The sequence below is a fragment of the Kordiimonas aquimaris genome (genome assembly GCF_025574485.1).
GTDB classification, from domain to species: Bacteria; Pseudomonadota; Alphaproteobacteria; order Sphingomonadales; family Kordiimonadaceae; genus Kordiimonas; species Kordiimonas aquimaris.
In genome coordinates this window covers 1215731-1232073 of sequence record NZ_JAOBPO010000001.1, presented here as the reverse complement: position 1 = coordinate 1232073, position 16343 = coordinate 1215731, and the positions used below count along the sequence as shown (strand labels likewise).

The window sequence follows — 16343 nt, the reverse complement described above, 5'->3', positions numbered from 1 at the left end:
ACCACCTGCCCTGCATCAAACAGTGCTTGCAGTTCGGTTTGGTTGATGCCTTCGAGGGTCAGTGTACCATGGGTACCGATGGTGAGCGTGGCACCGCTCGCATCAAACGTGGCTGAGGATAGCAGGTCAGCCAGCACAAGGCCTTCGATCTCGGAGAAGTCGAGCGTGTCACTGTCACCGTCCGCTGTGCCAAAGTCAGTGATCGTGTCATTGCCAAAGCCTGTGATGAAAGCGAACGTGTCATTACCGTCACCACCAGTGATATTGTCATCACCGGCACCGCCGAAGATCAGATCATTGTCATCACCGCCGTCAACTGTGTCATCGCCCGCGCCGCCAAACAGGGTGTCATTACCAGCACCACCGTTAACCATATCATTGTCTGATGCGCCAAATGCCTGATCATCGCCGCCGCCACCAAAAAGTGTGTCTTCACCAGGGCCACGACCACCATAGATAATGTCACTACCCATACCGCCAGTGACACTGTCATCTCCGTTGCCGCCACCAAGCGTATCGCCACCATCATCACCAATGATGCTGTCATTACCAGCACCAGCATAGATGGTGTTACGGCCGCCGTTTCCGTTCACTGCCATATTTGTTGTCGTATCGAACGAACCACCAATGATGACATCATCACCATCACCACCAAACAGGCTGTCATTACCTGATGCATCTGTGCCATTACCGTCAATGTCACCACCAACGATAAAGTCATTACCGGCACCGCCGCCAACAACATCATTACCGCGGTTACCTTCAACCGTATCATTGCCTTCGTCGTCAGGACCAGCAAACACACGGTCATCACCCGAACCACCAGATATACTGTCATCACCCGCATCACCGCGCAGGAAGTCGGCGTTACTGCCACCATCAATGGTGTCGTTACCCGCGCCTCCAAGCACCGTGTCATCACCCTGATCACCACGCAGAGCATCATTGCCTGCGCCGCCGTCAACACTGTCTGTGCCAATGCCGCCAGACACCGTATCATCACCACCACCGCCAGATACGCTGTCCGAACCGCGACCACCGTTTACATCGTCATTACCAGCACCGCCGTCAACATTGTCATCACCATCACCAGCATTCACCTGATCATTACCAGCACCTGTTGCAATATCATCGGCGGCAGCGGACCCTTCAACCGTGTCTGGACCCGTGCTTGCGTCTTCAACACTTACAATAACTGGAATAGGCTCAGGTTCAGGCACAGGAGTTGGCGCAGGAGCGGGAGATGGAGAGGGGGCAGGAGTGAGGGTTGTAACATTTAATGTAAGTGTAGAGCTTCCAACTGCAGGGCGGTTATGGTTATCCGTTACGGTAAAATCAAAACTTAAACGCCCTGCAGCACTTACGCCTGCTGCAGGGATATATGTCAATTCTCCGTCAATTAATTCACTCAAAGAAAAAGCATCACCATTTTCAACAGCTGAACCATATGCCAACAATTGATCACCAGGCGCCAAATTCAAATTGCTAATAGTCACCACACCGAATGTGTCGCCAGCATCAGGGTCGCTAAAATTAAAATCCGCGGAAGAAAATACGTAAGTAACACCTTCTGCGCTGCTGACATTGCTATCTGATGTTGCAGGTGATTGATTACCCTGGGCAACATCAAAGCTGAAAGTAGAGGGCGTTGCGGCAAAACTGGTTCCATCATTCACAGAAAAAGTGAAACTAGTCCGTGCCACACCAAAACCATCATCAACTGGCGTATACTTGATGTCGCCGTCATCAATGTCTTTCAGGCTAATGATGTCACCGGCCTGAATTGGAACACCACCATTGGTGAAAATATCACCCGCAGCCAGATTAAGAGTATCTATGCGGACGCTATGAAAACTATCGCCGTCTACATCACTAAATCCAAGATCAGGCAATCGAACAGTATAAATTGTTGTACCGAATGACTCCGGCGTATTCGCCTCTAAATCTATTGTCTGGTCTGTCGCAGTGGGCACATTGTTAGCTTTGAAAATCCTCGCAGAAATACCCGTACCCTGTGCATCTACATCAGGATCCGAGCTTTGCCATGCCGCAATGAACTCGCCTCCCCCAAGATTAGCTAAACCAGTCAAAGTCTGCGTGCTTTGAACTTCGCCGCTCAGGTTAAACTCACTACCTACTTTTGTACCAGTGCCATCAAAACGCTGCGCCGCAATGCCTATACCTGATCCATCAACTGCGGGGTCGTCACTTCGCCATGCCACAAGAAAACCGCCATCATCCAGAGAGGTAATTCTAGCAACATTTTGGGCGCCAATATTGTTGGTGTTTACCGTAAATTCGGTGCCCACTTTGTTACCAGCACTATCAAAAAGCTGCCCTGAAACACCGGAGCCTGAACCATCTACGTCTGGATCATCGCCGTACCATACAACAACAAACCCGCCGCCAGTTAAAACCGATACCTGCGGGACTAACTGATCACCTTCTATCTCGGAGTTAACAGTAAACTCTGCTCCCTGCTTATTACCTGCAGCGTCAAACAGCTGTGCAGATATACCCGAGCCATCACCATCCGAATTAGGATCATGACTTGTCCAAGCTATGACAAAACTTCCATTTGAGAAAGTCGCGACACTCGGGTGAAACTGATTGCCTTCAACTTCACTGTTAACAGTAAACTCGACACCAATTTTGTTACCGTTACTGTCAAACCTCTGACCAGAAATTCCTACGGCATCACCGTCCACGGTCGCATCAGCACTTTCCCAGACAACAATAAAACTATCATCCGCAAAAACCGCTAAGTCTCTTGGGGTCTGATCACCATCAGTTTGCGTGTTAATTGTAAGTTCACTGCCAACTTTATTAGTGGCAGCATCATATATCTGGCCAACAACACCGAGACTACTGGCGTCAGAGGTCGCATCTTCACTCTGCCAAACAACAACAAACCCACCATTGCTCAGTGGCTCTACACTTGCTGTGTCTTGTTTACCATTTATTTGGCTATTAACTAAGAACTGACCCCCAACCTTGTTTCCATCTGAGTCATATAGCTGACCACTAACCCCTCTCCCACTTCCGTCGATATTGGCATTTTCATGGTTGTGCCAGATAATTACGAAGCCGCCGCCTGTTAGCGCGGCTACGACAGGATTATATTGATCACTGGTTTCAACGCTATTTACGAAAATCTCATTTGTAACTGCCTGGGGCGTCGTAATATCCATCATGCGGTTCCCTGTATTCATTTATTCTAGTGAAGAGACAGACCTACAATGGCTTCCCGAATCCTCACATTTCGTGGAAGTGCTCTACGAATGCAGCAAATGATGGAATTGAATATGAAATCGAGCCATACGCAGATGTGCGTATATACAAGCTGGTGAACTAACTGCAGTATTGGCTAATTAATTAGAAAAGCTGGTTTCGGTGCGCATATGAAGACAGTTCAGCGACTGTACCTATGCCAAGCTTTCTTTTGATATTTTCACGGTGTTTTCGAACAGTATGAGGGCTTATGCCGAGAACATTTGCTGCGCTTTCGGAGGTATGTCCTTCGCCAATCATTCTAACAACCTGCACTTCGCGGTTGCTCAATTGCATTGCGGCGTTCTCAACGCGGTTCAGGGCATCAGTTACATCTGGCGGGAAGAAACTATCTTGGTTTAATACAGCTCTCACAGCTTGCTCAAACTGGTTCATATTCGATGTTTTGAATAAAAAGGCGTCCAGAGATAGCTCGTTAATGAGAACTGCGGCTCTGTCTTCAGACACTTCACCGGTCATTAAAATGATACGTGTCGATAATTTTCTCTTACGAATTTCTCGAGCAACATCAACACCGGAAAGCCCTGGTAAGTTTATATCCAGTATTACAATGTCGATCGATTGGTCGATCAGAAAATCAAGTGCCTGCCTTCCGTCAACAGCGCTGGAAACAGAACCAACCCCATCAAGCTTTCCAAGCAGAGAAACCATGCCTTCAAGAATTAAAGCATGGTCGTCAGCAACAACTATGTTCTGGGACACAGTATCCATTCAAAAACATACAAACATAGTAGTTCAAAACACCTGTAGAATCAGCAAGCTAGTTGTTTATACTACATTCAATATGATTACAGGGAATGTAAATAATTCGTGGCGTTTTTTGCTATGAGCTCCAAGGCAATGATAAAAGGTAATGTAAAGTGCCGTATAGCGTCATACTCCTTTGCCCTTTCTCTTAAGACAAAAACAGCCCGACTGATGCACTATGCCTTTATGCTTTGTATTCTGGTGTTTGTGAATTCCATCACTATTGCTGCAGAAAACGGCACATTTGAACACATTCCTTTAGAATTGAGCCTGACAGACCAGAGAGAAAGCATTTCTCTTGACGGGCCATGGCAAGTCATCCGTCATAAAATTGTTCGCCCAGACGAGTTCGATGCCCAATATAACGACGAAACCATTATGTTTCCTGATCGTTGGCATAATCAGCCAAATGAATTAGCGGAAAGGAATGGATGGCCGTCTGGATTCGGCGTTGCTTCATATCGCAAGAAACTTATAATCACTGAAAATAATCTTCCCTTAAGTTTAAAATTACAGACTCCATATTCTGCGTACGAACTATGGATCAATGGACAGCTGATTGCGTCAAACGGCCAAATAGCTGAACGGCAAGAAAAATCACAGGCATTCTATTTGGAACGCCGTGTACCGCTACCGTTATCTGGTGAAGTTACTATCAATCTGATTGTTTCTAACTTTGAACATGCTGCTGGGGGAATTTTACGCCCTCCCATTATTCAGCCCAGCGAAGCGATGGAACAGGAAGCACGAGGATACGACCTTTCATATCTGTTTGTGCTCGGTGCATTAAGCTCACTTCTTATCTTCCACCTGGCGTATTTTTTCAGAGGCTTTCGCGGTGGACAGGACTGGTCCCTCTTCTGGTACTGTATGCTTGTGACAATCGTGATTGTACGATTGGCAACATTGAACACAATCCTGTTCAGAATTTTTCCTGATTTCCCTCAATTCAGCGACAAATTCCTTGTTTATTTGACACTATATTCTGCGTCTACTGCATATTTGACTTTCCTTGCCAGTATATTTCCCGATGAATTTCCCAAATATATCAAACGTATCACTTACTGGGGGTCTGCTCCTTTCATACTTAGCGTTATTTTTCTCCCGGTGCATGTATATACAAGCCTACAAGATACCTTCATCATTTTTGCAGTCCTGATCTTGTTTTATAACCAGTATGCTATTGTCAAAGCATGGTGGAAAAAGCGTAGCGGCGCAGGTGCAATCGTGATCTTCACTGCTTTGTTTCTTGCAACCGCTGTAAATGACGGACTGCATTATTTGCATGCCTTCAATCTTCGGCCTTCGTCATTTTCTGATCTTATGCCTTTTGGCTTTCTACTTATATCAATAGGTCATGCAATTGCACTTAGTGCACGCTCTCGTAAATTATACGAGAAGTCCCTTGCACTCACAGATAACCTGCAAACCTTCAACGCAACTCTGGATGAACGAGTAAAAGCACGAACAAAAGAAGCGCAAGCCGCGCAAAGTGCCGCAGAGAAAAGTGCCCGCGAGAAAGTTAACTTTATGTCTGCTGCCAGCCATGACCTCAGGCAACCCGTTCAGGCACTCAGCATATTCAATCAGAACCTGAAGAAAACTGTGGGCTCAAACACCAATTTAACAACCATCGCGGGCAAGCAGGAGCAGTTAATTGGCTCATTATCCGATATGCTGGAAACAATGCTTGAAGCGTCACAACTAGAAGCCAAGACAATTAATGTCAGTATGAACACTACGTCCGTTAGCACGCTCTTTGAAGAACTAAAAAACACGCTGCAACCTATCGCCCAGCAAAACAACGTTGACCTTCGCATATGCCACAGCTCTCACCACGTACGGGCTGATGCCAAGTATTTAAAGCGTGTTTTAGGAAACCTCGTTGCCAACGCAATCAAAGCATCACCTGGCGGGCACGTTCTAATGGGGGTTAAGCGGCACGGCGAGAATGTAAAATTTATAGTGGCGGACAATGGGCATGGTATACCAAGTGATGAAATCGCACATATTTTTGATCGTTATGTGCAACTGGAAATTAGCAAAAAAACACGACACGGTGGTTTGGGCTTGGGACTATCAATCGTTCGGGAACTTTGTGCCTTAATGGACATGAATATTGAGGTTAAGTCAGAGCCTGATATGGGTACAATATTTTCAGTCAGTGTGCTTACCGCCATTCCATCAATTCCTGCAGTTAAAGAAAACCAAGACAGTAAAAAAGAACCACAGCCGACACAACAAAGACTAGTTATCCTTGTTGTAGATGATAGCAAAGATGCCTGCGAGGCGCTTGTACATATGTTCAGGGACTGGGGGCATGCCGCAAGGGGTGTTTCTTCACTAGAAGCAGCGATTGATACTCTTGATGACTTGGGGCAGCCTGATCTGATTGCAACCGATTACTACCTTGGCCCTCAGGTTACGGGCTTGGATGTCATATCAAACATCCGAGAACGATTTGCTAATACGCCGGCAATTATAATTACCGGTGCGACTGCGCCAAATGATCTAATGGTTTTAAAAAGATCAGGGTTTCGGTATTTCCACAAACCTGTTGCACCTGACGTCATACAACATGAACTGCAGAAGCTTATACCCAAAACAACTAAACTAATGCCTTAACCAATATATTCATTCGCCTGCCTTCGTACCAATTAAAAGAGCCCTGGGACCCTATTGGGTTCCGGGGCTCTTTTAATGCTTGCAGCCAGAAGCGGACAATAAGTACCGGCTATTGCTACTATTACAAAGACACTCATATAAGCGTTACCTTTTTAGGAAGAGACATGTCGAATCATAGGTATGAGGCAAGATATATAACAACATACTAAGCAGAGAAATGCACGGTTATCACCATGCTTATTTGGCTTATCAAAGACTCAAATAAGAACAAGATTAGGCTGAAAATGTCAGACAAGCCCTTGATAAATCGTGGCTTCCACATTGATCAATTGTAGAGAGATTTTTTTCAAAAGATAAAATGGCGGTGGAGACAGTCTGCTGCTAACAAATCTCTGCATTTTTCCGTGCTTAACAAGGAAAATACTGGGAAACCACAGCCAAGTATCAGAGCCATAAGGCTCAGCATCCAACATTCAGAGTCATGAGCCTGCAAGGCTCGTATTACTGAATGAAATTGAATATTAGAGTGTTTCAGCATTTTCAGTTTGTAATCGTAATAGCAACGACGGCGATAATTCCTCAACACTACGAGGCGACAGCAAACATCTAACATACATCATCACAGGCAAACGAATAAACTCAGATGAGTATGAAAATTGGCCAAGATAAATCGAGGCTATGAGCACAAATCCTAGAGATCAGCTTTAATCTGAAAACTGTGTTTAATCTATTCTTTTAATTGCTTCGAGACAAAGGCAATAACATCTTGCTCGTACTGCTCCAAGACGCCTTCAGCAGCACTGATAGACAAAGGCAAAACTACCATTAATATGGTTACAATAAGCTGCGGAAAATTCTTCATCAATCAAGCTTTTCGCAATTTTATTCTGTTAGAAGGATGCGCCATCCAACTTAAATATACGTTTTTTTAGAAAGAATTCAGGTCCACTTGACTCGACAGATGTTCTTAAAGGTTACCGATATACTCCTAGTTCATCACCTCAAATGAAATCACAGTTCTCTCTTGATTCAACCTCACAACATAAGTCTAAAGAGTATGAACAGGAATAAAAACGCACCTAATCCTTCAACCTAACGAGATAAGCGATAATATCTTGGCGCTCATCCTCCTTTTTTAGACGAAACCCCATCTTCTGGCCCGGAATCAATGCCTGAGGGTTTTCCAACCAAGCATTTAATGTTTCTTTTGTCCAAACAACGGATGAATGCGACAGCGCATCCGAATAATCATAGTCTGTTAAACTACCAGCCGTCCGCCCCAAAAGCCCGCGGTGTTTTGGACCTATCCTATTGACGTCAATGGAATGGCAGGCGCCGCAACGCCTGCTATATAATTTCTCTCCCCTCTCCACATCATTTGCAACCACCTGCTGCTGTGCAATAGCCAAGTTTAATGACAACAAACATGCAAGAAAAAACATCCTAAATGAATAGCGCATTAGAACCTCATTAAGTTATGCCAATGGAGAGCGAGCAAAATCTATTTGTTATGCACCGAATGTCAGCGCTTTACTTGGAAGAGCCATACCGAGTGCAGATGTAAGCGCTGTCCAGTGCATGGTCTCGTCAGCAGCCAAACGTGCCGCAATCTGACCAAGATCAGAATTGCTGAATGACGGAATAACACCAAGGTACGCATTAGCAGCACCAAGCTCCAGCTTTACAGCCAATTTCAAAATATCACCTTGAGATTTTAAAGTTTTTGCATTCAGGTCTTTCGCGTAGCGAGATAGCTTCTTCGCTTCAACTGGCTTGCCGCCCATTGATTGGATAGCGCCAATCAATGCATCACGGTGCTCTTTATGGTGAGATTGAAATTCTACAGCAACGTCCAAAACGCCTTTAGTGAGAAGCCCGCTTTCTGCGCCGAGCTGATATGCAGCAATACCTTCATGTTCCAGCCCAAGTGCAACGTTTAGAATAGCCACATCCTGCGACATATCATCGGCAGAAACTTTTCCGGCAAGCGCCATTGAACCAACACCAGATAGCGCACCAATGGCAGAAGCAGACAAAACGGCACCGCTTGAGCGCCGCAAAAAGGTACGGCGAGACGCCGCTTGTTCAGTTGTAAAAATTTTGTTCATATTCATGTCCTCAAATTCTTTGAGCCAGAGGCCCTCATCATACTGTGTTTAACGATACGCGTTTCTGTAACTGCGGGGTGCAGCGCCAAATATTATGTGCGTGAAATGAAAAGCTCCCCCAACACAAACAACATAGAAATTGCATTGGAGGAGCAGCCAAAGCTGGCAAAGGGGGAAAGGGATGCCAGCCAGTATTGTTTACCAGGCAAAAGTAAACCCGGCAGAGAAGCCATGAACAGTTTCATTGCTTCCAATAAGGCCTGTATAACCAGCGTACATTGCACTATTTTGGCTTAGCTGATAGTTGAAGCCAGCATCAATTTCGGCAAAATCTTCCGCAGGACTAGCGCCTTCCACTGTAAAGCGTGTGGCGCTAAGGCCTCGGAATTGTCCGCTGACTTCATTCTCGTCATAAGAGAATTCATGTACCCAAGCAGCTTTGAGATGTGGCTTGAACTTAGTATTGGCAACATCTTTCCAGAAGTTAACACGAGCACCCACTCGTGAACGGACAGATGTCTCTGTCTTGCTACGAATGTCAAAACCTAAAGAGCCAGCACCGCGTTCTGAGTAACCATCCTGATGAGCCGAGTGCACATCAAATCCGACAAACCCTTCGAAGCGCATATCATTGATATCATCGAGATATGCCAGCTCGGTAGAACCTGCAAACACATAACCATCTGAATCACCAGTTACAGTAGGCGTACCACTTGCAAAGGCGATATGACGCTCAGTTTCGATATCGTTGTAACCTGCACTTAAAGCACCAGATAACCGGTAATTATCTTGAAAATAGGTAACATAGACACTCGCCTGAATAGACTTTTGCTCAGCTTCTTTTGGTTGACCAGATATGTCGATCTCTGCCTTGGACACGCCTACTGCAAAACCAAGCCTGCCACTTTTACCCACAGACCGGTCTGCGCCTACAACAACTCCGTAAATATCATAATCAAATTCACTAACAGCGCCCTGATTTTGACGAGAGTTCTCAGCAAACCCACCAAACGCCGATGCCCAGCCTATCCATCCATCAGTCTTAGCAGAGTCAATACCACGCGCAGCCTGTTTTTCAACCTCAGCGTGGAACATTTGAGAAGATCGAATACTGGCAGTAGACAGTACTGCTGCACCTTCAGGTACCAGCTGCTCCAGCGGAGCAGCCGTTTCTGCCAGAGAAACCAATCCAAGGTCTGCAGCAAACTCAGTCAGTTCACCGCTTGCTTGCCCCAAGCTTTCATCCAATGCGGTACCAATAGCGATTTGGTTACTGTTAAAATTGTTAGACACAAAAGAAAGTTGATCAAATGAAACAATCAATTGATTACCATCAACGGCAATAGATGGTCGAATGAAAGCCCGTGATAAAAGGTCATTTGAGACAGTCAAGCCTGTGATTGAACCTTCGATACTTTCTTCTGACAACAAAATGGTACGCGTATCACCGATAGAAAAACCATCGCCGTGCTGCATGGGGTTTAGGCTAACAGAACCACCAAGGGATATTGTACCAAAAACTAATAGATCGTCGTTTCCGTTTACATCAGAAACATCAATATTCAACAGACCTGAACTAGATTGCTGAAAGCCATTAAATATTACAAAACCGCCGATACCGCCTTCGCCAGGAGCCACTGTACCATTGTTTGTGACCAATCCAGTTATGCCGCCTGCACCGCTTAGTTCGCCGTTAGCTTCAATTGTAACATTAGCATCAAGCAGCTCATTCACAACCAAAGGGTTTGCACCGTTCACAATAATTGTTTCAGGTTCACCCAATGCTTGGTTTGTCATGCCGACTGTGGCCGCAATACAGGCTGCAGCTTTTCGTGAAATCGAAACTGCCATCATCATTTCCTTTTTGTATTAGCAAAATTTTGAACTTTTGCGACAATGCCGAAAACAATCTATCAATCAGGATTTTCCCACGAATATAGATGTTACCGGTTGCCTCTGATGGGCTAAACGATTTTTCAGAACCAAAAGGTGCAGTTTTTTTTCATCAATGTGATCTGAACTTCAAACCCAAGCGTATCTGGTCCAATTTTTCAAAAGCGGATTACATAAAATGATGTCAACACAAGCAAAAGCAGACCGCAATTTGCACCTAAAAACTTTGATGGTAAAAGTACAAAACGGTAACGAAGTCGCATTTTCAGAATTATATACCGAAACCAGCCCTCTACTATTTTCCATTGCCTTGCGGCTAATGCCCACTCGTCAGTTGGCGGAAGAAGTTTTGCAAGAAGCGTATGTGACTGCATGGCAAAAAGCAGAAAAATTCCAAAGTGATAAAGGTACGGTCTTAACATGGTTGGCAACAATCACGCGTAATCTATCAATCGACTATCTGCGCAAGAAACAACTGAATACCGTTCCTGAGGACGAGGGAATACACGTTGAAACAGCAGACCCTTCGCCATTTCAAGAAATAGCCAACAACGAAGCACAGAACGTTCTTATGGCGGGAATTGAAAATCTACCGGAGAATATGAAAAAAGCCGTCACTCTGTCTTATTTCAAAGGGTATTCGTATGACGAAATCGGCGAGTTGATGAATGCGCCAAGAAATACCGTGAAAAGCTGGATAAGGAGAGGTGTTGCAAAACTCAGAGAAACCATTCTCATTCCTGCTGAACACCTTCTTTAAGGTTATGGATAATTTAAGATTTGCCGTCTCGCCAATCGATACGGCGGCTTTTGAAGTGGCTGAGGCTGAAATATAGCAGCCAGAGTGTGTTCTGATCCGGATTTAGATTGTCCGGTCGAGAGAATACGGAACGCTCCACCAGATGCGGTACTCGTCCAACCAGATTGATTCTGAACTCTCAACCATTGGGCTAAAACTGGATGCGCTTTACGTGTATCTACATAATGCAAATCGCTGAAGACCGTATATATTCTACAAGCTATCTCAAATGTGTTGTGATCGATATCAACACTCGTAAAAAGCTCTGCGATGGATGGTGTTTTAATAGTCCTTGAACGCCGACTGCGAATAGTCTGAATCAACTGTTGCTGAACCACCGTGTCCAGTTCCAAGAGCTTCAAGCTCTGAGTAATCATTTCAACGGGTGCCGCATTCAGATCAATTTTACCGCGCTCGCTTTCATAACGAATGAATACCCGACCCTCATCCATATCGACAACCTTTGCAGAAGCAGAAACACTGGCGTAGGGTTCCTCAAATGCATGTAAAAGGCCAATATCAATACCAGACTGTGCAAGTATTCGCGCTTCTATTGCACTTTCTGTTTTTCCAACCTTCAAGACAAACTGTGTCACTGTACGTGTGTAGGTGGTCACAACAAGACCCATAAACACAACAGTCCAAAAGACCTGATTTAAAATCATGATGGCGGGTTAGCGATTTGCACCCAACCGTCATCTTGATTTTGGCGCAAGTTTGACAATCGGCCCCGCAATTCATCTGTGATGGCACGCGCATCATCAAGATTTCGGACCAGCCGCGGCGTAAGTAATATTAGCAGTTCAGACCGGTTGGAAATTTGGTTGGTAGAACCAAACAGAGAACCAACTACAGGCAAGTCTCGCGCGATCGGAATACCACTCTTACTGTCATTCACCGTGTTGCGCGTGAGGCCTGCAAACGCAACGGTCTCCCCATCCTGAACCGAAATTTTACTGGAAACACGCCGCTGTCGAATTGTTGGGCTATCAATATTGGATGTAGTGGTTGCCACCACGTCACTGATTTCCTGGTCAACATCAACTAAAATTGTATCCCCAGCGCCAATGTGTGGCGTGACGCGCAAAATGACGCCTGTATCTCTAAATTCGATCGAATTCACGATGCGCGCATCCGCTGAGTTGATGGGAACAGCAGATTGACTTGCAACAGGGACCTGATCGCCGATCTGCAGAGTTGCTGTTTCTTCGCCCAGAACCATCAGGCGAGGAGAAGAAATTACATTCACATCCGTTACACTGGAAAGTGCGTCCAAAATAACCCTAGCAGATCGGCCATTATCGAAAACAAAGCCTAAACCTCCACCGCCAGCAGAAACACCGCCTGCACTGGAGTCTGTAAGGTTAAAGTCGGCGTTGCCACTATTCAGCATAAATTGAAGGCCGTAGCGTAGGTTGTCATTCAGAGCGACTTCAACAATTGTGGCTTCAATCATAACCTGCTGCGGCGGGGTATCCAGTTTTTGCAAAACGGCTTGTATTTCAGCCCATTCTGCCTCGCTCGCAAAGATAAACAGCCTGTCTGTCAGCTCATCAGGAATTATTCTTAATTCACCTGTATTATTTGTAGGCATGTTCTCTGACTGGTCGGCCTCCTCGTTAGAGGCTTCCACAGGCGCGTCGTTATCCAGAATTGGGTTTAAAAGCCCCTCACCAGCCTCTCTATCAAAAAGGCCTTGGTCATTGCTGGGCACGTTGGTTGGTGCTGCAGTTGATCCGGTTGAGAAGATATCTCTCAGAATATCCGCGAGCTGTAACGGTTGACCGGATATTGCCTGATAAACATGCATTGATCGATGGTTCTTCCCACTCACACGATCCAGCGTATGAACCCAAGCTTCAAGTTGCCTCAAGTCTTTTGCAGTGCGAGACACTGCCAAAAGAGCATTCATACGCCTTATAGGAACTAAATTTACGGCTAAATTTGCAGGAAACGCTGCTTCAAATTCTTCAATGAATGCGTCAACAGATGCATGATCAAGCGCATACAAACCAAATGTCTTGCCGTTCAATGCATCTACATCCAGCGTTTCCACTAATTTTTTTATGCTATTGAGGTGACGAGTTCTGCCGGACAGTATTAATATTCCCAGTGTTTCATCAGCTGTTATGTCCACCAGATCCTTTGCAACCGGCAAAAGAGTGCGGCGCATGTATGTAGCGGAGGCATGCTGTAACTGGATGGTCATTATGTGACCACCAGAGCCCGAGCCACCTGAAATCACTGAGGATGATTTATTTGTAGCCACAACCTGATATAAATCACCATTTACAACAAGCTCAGCATTCTGGCTTTGTATAGCGGCTGACAAAAGCGGAAGTAAATCTGTTTTTTTCAATCCTCGCGGTGTGCTGACAGTCACCCGCCCTGCCACATCATCTTCAATAAGAAAATTAGCCTGAAGAAGTTCTCCAAGCACGAGCTCAGCCAGGTCACGCACACCAATATTTGTGAGGTCAAGGTTCAATATCTCAGCATCCGCTTCTGGCAACTTATTTTTCGCCTCGGAGGAAAACCCATTCAGTTTAGCTGCTAGATTTTTAACAACATTTTCATCAGATTCTGAAATTGCTGGCGGCTGCACCGAAGCCTGAGCACTAGCTAATGCAGAGCTGAATTGCCGGCGAATTTCCGGTTGCATAACACTATTATCAGGACCGCCTCCTGTTACTCCGCTGCAGCCCGAAAGCAACAAGCCCGTCAACGCTACCATGCAAGTAGTTTGTCTAACCGTTGGCATTTATAATTTCCTCTACTTCGCGGACTGTCGAGCTTTCTTGGTCTTCGTCTTCAGTGTCAGACAACGGATTTTCGAGGCTCAATTGATCTGTGTCGGGCTTTATCAAGACTGTGACAATGCCGTTAGGGCCTTCTAATTCTGCAGTGCGCGCATCAAAGTTCAGGACTGTCCAACCACGATATTGCTCACCCACGCTCATAAGCTGTGAAGGCATTTCGCTCTCAAATCTAATCACTAGCTTGTTTTCACCTGAGTATTTCACAGAGCCATAAATTGTGATCAAGAGATCAATAGTCTCAACGGGAGTATCAAGAGTGAAAGGTGAACGTTTCAGTACATTTGTATATCGCTCACGTTCGTGCAGCAGTTCGCAACAGCCTGACACTGACACCTGTTCCGCACTCTGTTCAAAAGCTGGCAACTGGGATGCTGCTAACCATTGATACTGTTCCAGACCCACCGCTATAACGATAAGAGCCAAAACAATTCGCCGGGCAGTTCGCTGAGAGATACTTCTTCTAACCATTGCTTGGCTTTTCCATATGAAAAGAGTGAATTCTGGCTTTTAAGACCCCAAGCTGGCGATCATCGCCGGTAGCGAGAATTTCAACGCGATCAATCCGGATCAGTGGTGGTGAATTTTCAAGGATATAGATCAACTCGGTAAATTTCGAAGGATGGCCGGCAACCTCGATCATAGCTGGCAAAAGCCATAGATTTTCAGACGATTCAGGCAAACCTGGCAACAGCTTATTGATAGACAGACCTACTCGTCCGATGGCAGATCGCAAGTCGCCCTCAAATTGCGCTACAGAGAGAGAAACCTCAGAGTTACTATAAATAAGGTCACTTGCTGATGCTATTTGAACATTCGCGCTTATCTCTCGTATTTGTGCTTCTGATCGCGCAGAAGTTTGCGCATATTTTTGCCCAATGAAGGCCAGTTGGTCGTGGGTAGTATTCATCTTGCTATACCAAGAGAATAATGGCGAAAGGATACCAAAAATCGCAAACATAACGAGAGCAGTCAAGAAGCCGATAGCTATCACTTTTTGCTCACTTTGAGGCCTTTCCTGCAATCGGCTGGTATAGCTTTGTTTAGCCATTGCTTTGCTCCGAAGAAGACCTGGACACAAACCGTAACTTCAGGTGAAAGCCTTCCAGAGATTGGTCAGTATCCGACTGAATCGGATTTAGATATTCAATCGATTCAACATTACTTGTTGTCGCAAACTTTTTGATAAGTTGATTTGAGTTGGACGCTGTGCCTGCAATTTCCAGTTCAGATTTATTCCAAACCAGATAGAATATGATATCCCTCTCTTCGAGCTGATTGGTGAGGTCTTGTAAGGATTTCAGAAATCTTGGGCTGTCTTGCCTTATAGTTTCCATCCACATCCGATTATTTTCAAGCCAATTAAGTTCTGCCATTTTTTGTCGTGCCGTATTTTCAATAGGCTTTACTGCCTCTTCCAAAACAGCAACCTGCTTTTGTTTTTGTAGAAACGGCGTTGCTATCAGGCTGAACAAAAGCAAAGCCGTCACTAAATAGAACCGGTTATCCTCAGTTTGCGCATCCGATCGGCGATGCATTTGCATGAGGTTGGCATTGTTTTGATGAACAGGATCTAAACCCAAATACACAAGATGACAGCCTAAACTTTCTGCGATGTTTTGAGCGGCACTCAATGAGCCAGCATCTACAGCCGCTATATCGACCAGGATTGAGACATCATCAGATCCCTGTTCGTTTACGTGATAGATGAAGTGTGCATTTTCGGCATGCATCGGTGTTAACCGGTCTATTTCATAGCCAATCACATCTCTTAAGTTTCCACGTGCCTGAGCAGGAAATGTTGCTGCCACTTCAATGATTCCCGGCACCCTCACTGCGAGCGACATAATGTTTGCATCATGTATAATTTGGCTCGTTTGTGGTAGAGGCGCTGACGCAAGGTCATCCTCGATGGTGTATTCTATTACACTCTCTTCGGTGATAACAGTTAGCTTTCGCTCAACAAGATTGAGTGCCGCGTATGTATCTTTTTGGTGCGACTGCGTAGACGTTTTAAAAAAAAGACTACGCATAACCGAGCACCACCAAGCGAAGAACGATTTG

13 protein-coding genes are annotated in these 16343 nt (G+C 45.4%); 2 read left to right on the top strand and 11 right to left on the bottom strand.

The window, feature by feature from the left end; all coding sequences use genetic code 11:
• A partial coding sequence (locus OEU88_RS05755) for a calcium-binding protein (RefSeq protein ID WP_262694167.1) occupies window positions 1-3194 on the bottom strand: 3194 nt, incomplete at its 3' end.
• A gap of 181 nt (window positions 3195-3375) precedes the next feature.
• A complete protein-coding gene (locus OEU88_RS05750) occupies window positions 3376-4002 on the bottom strand; it encodes a response regulator transcription factor (RefSeq protein ID WP_262694166.1) in 627 nt (208 codons plus the stop codon).
• A 114-nt stretch (window positions 4003-4116) separates the two neighbouring features.
• On the opposite strand from OEU88_RS05750, the gene OEU88_RS05745 reads away from it, so the two are divergent.
• Window positions 4117-6663 carry a hybrid sensor histidine kinase/response regulator gene (locus OEU88_RS05745; protein WP_262694165.1) on the top strand — a complete coding sequence of 849 codons (2547 nt, stop codon included), beginning with the start codon at window positions 4117-4119 and terminating at the stop codon, window positions 6661-6663.
• 727 nt (window positions 6664-7390) lie between these two features.
• Here the strand turns inward: OEU88_RS05745 and OEU88_RS05740 are convergent.
• The 4 genes from OEU88_RS05740 to OEU88_RS05725 all read right to left on the bottom strand — a co-directional run bounded on the left by OEU88_RS05740 (window position 7391) and on the right by OEU88_RS05725 (window position 10622).
• Window positions 7391-7525, bottom strand: a complete 135-nt coding sequence (locus OEU88_RS05740) for a hypothetical protein (RefSeq protein WP_262694164.1) — start codon at window positions 7523-7525, stop codon at window positions 7391-7393.
• 217 nt (window positions 7526-7742) lie between these two features.
• Complete coding sequence (locus tag OEU88_RS05735; RefSeq protein ID WP_262694163.1) at window positions 7743-8123, bottom strand: c-type cytochrome; 381 nt, start codon at window positions 8121-8123, stop codon at window positions 7743-7745.
• 48 nt (window positions 8124-8171) lie between these two features.
• Window positions 8172-8771 (bottom strand): ferritin-like domain-containing protein, encoded by a 600-nt coding sequence (locus OEU88_RS05730; RefSeq protein WP_262694162.1) that lies wholly within the window; start codon window positions 8769-8771, stop codon window positions 8172-8174.
• A gap of 198 nt (window positions 8772-8969) precedes the next feature.
• Complete coding sequence (locus OEU88_RS05725; RefSeq protein WP_262694161.1) at window positions 8970-10622, bottom strand: autotransporter family protein; 1653 nt, start codon at window positions 10620-10622, stop codon at window positions 8970-8972.
• 220 nt (window positions 10623-10842) lie between these two features.
• On the opposite strand from OEU88_RS05725, the gene OEU88_RS05720 reads away from it, so the two are divergent.
• On the top strand, window positions 10843-11424 hold the full coding sequence (locus OEU88_RS05720) for an RNA polymerase sigma factor (RefSeq protein ID WP_262694160.1): 582 nt from the start codon (window positions 10843-10845) through the stop codon (window positions 11422-11424).
• A gap of 2 nt (window positions 11425-11426) precedes the next feature.
• Here the strand turns inward: OEU88_RS05720 and OEU88_RS05715 are convergent, their stop codons facing one another.
• The 5 genes from OEU88_RS05715 to OEU88_RS05695 are packed head-to-tail and all read right to left on the bottom strand — an operon-like array spanning window position 11427 to window position 16312.
• Window positions 11427-12080, bottom strand: a complete 654-nt coding sequence (locus tag OEU88_RS05715; protein WP_262694159.1) for a hypothetical protein — start codon at window positions 12078-12080, stop codon at window positions 11427-11429.
• Window positions 12081-12124: 44 nt separating this feature from the next.
• On the bottom strand, window positions 12125-14224 hold the full coding sequence (locus OEU88_RS05710; protein WP_262694158.1) for a secretin N-terminal domain-containing protein: 2100 nt from the start codon (window positions 14222-14224) through the stop codon (window positions 12125-12127).
• Window positions 14211-14750 carry a hypothetical protein gene (locus OEU88_RS05705; RefSeq protein WP_262694157.1) on the bottom strand — a complete coding sequence of 180 codons (540 nt, stop codon included), beginning with the start codon at window positions 14748-14750 and terminating at the stop codon, window positions 14211-14213. Before OEU88_RS05705 ends, OEU88_RS05710 begins: the two co-directional genes overlap by 14 nt.
• Complete coding sequence (locus OEU88_RS05700; RefSeq protein ID WP_262694155.1) at window positions 14743-15330, bottom strand: hypothetical protein; 588 nt, start codon at window positions 15328-15330, stop codon at window positions 14743-14745. The genes OEU88_RS05705 and OEU88_RS05700 overlap by 8 nt, the downstream gene beginning before the upstream one ends.
• Entirely contained in the window at window positions 15323-16312 is a 990-nt protein-coding gene (locus OEU88_RS05695; RefSeq protein WP_262694153.1) for a hypothetical protein, read from the bottom strand. The genes OEU88_RS05700 and OEU88_RS05695 overlap by 8 nt, the downstream gene beginning before the upstream one ends.
• Between the last annotated feature and the right edge of the window lie 31 nt (window positions 16313-16343).

Bases quoted from the DNA above. Each gene is read 5' to 3' on its own strand.
- OEU88_RS05725 (WP_262694161.1), bottom strand. From the start codon at position 10,622: ATGGCAGTTTCGATTTCACGAAAAGCTGCAGCCTGTATTGCGGCCACA.
- OEU88_RS05695 (WP_262694153.1), bottom strand. From the start codon at position 16,312: ATGCGTAGTCTTTTTTTTAAAACGTCTACGCAGTCGCACCAAAAAGAT.
- OEU88_RS05700 (WP_262694155.1), bottom strand. From the start codon at position 15,330: ATGGCTAAACAAAGCTATACCAGCCGATTGCAGGAAAGGCCTCAAAGT.
- OEU88_RS05745 (WP_262694165.1), top strand. From the start codon at position 4,117: ATGAGCTCCAAGGCAATGATAAAAGGTAATGTAAAGTGCCGTATAGCG.
- OEU88_RS05730 (WP_262694162.1), bottom strand. From the start codon at position 8,771: ATGAACAAAATTTTTACAACTGAACAAGCGGCGTCTCGCCGTACCTTT.
- OEU88_RS05740 (WP_262694164.1), bottom strand. From the start codon at position 7,525: ATGAAGAATTTTCCGCAGCTTATTGTAACCATATTAATGGTAGTTTTG.
- OEU88_RS05720 (WP_262694160.1), top strand. From the start codon at position 10,843: ATGATGTCAACACAAGCAAAAGCAGACCGCAATTTGCACCTAAAAACT.
- OEU88_RS05705 (WP_262694157.1), bottom strand. From the start codon at position 14,750: ATGGTTAGAAGAAGTATCTCTCAGCGAACTGCCCGGCGAATTGTTTTG.
- OEU88_RS05735 (WP_262694163.1), bottom strand. From the start codon at position 8,123: ATGCGCTATTCATTTAGGATGTTTTTTCTTGCATGTTTGTTGTCATTA.
- OEU88_RS05750 (WP_262694166.1), bottom strand. From the start codon at position 4,002: ATGGATACTGTGTCCCAGAACATAGTTGTTGCTGACGACCATGCTTTA.
- OEU88_RS05710 (WP_262694158.1), bottom strand. From the start codon at position 14,224: ATGCCAACGGTTAGACAAACTACTTGCATGGTAGCGTTGACGGGCTTG.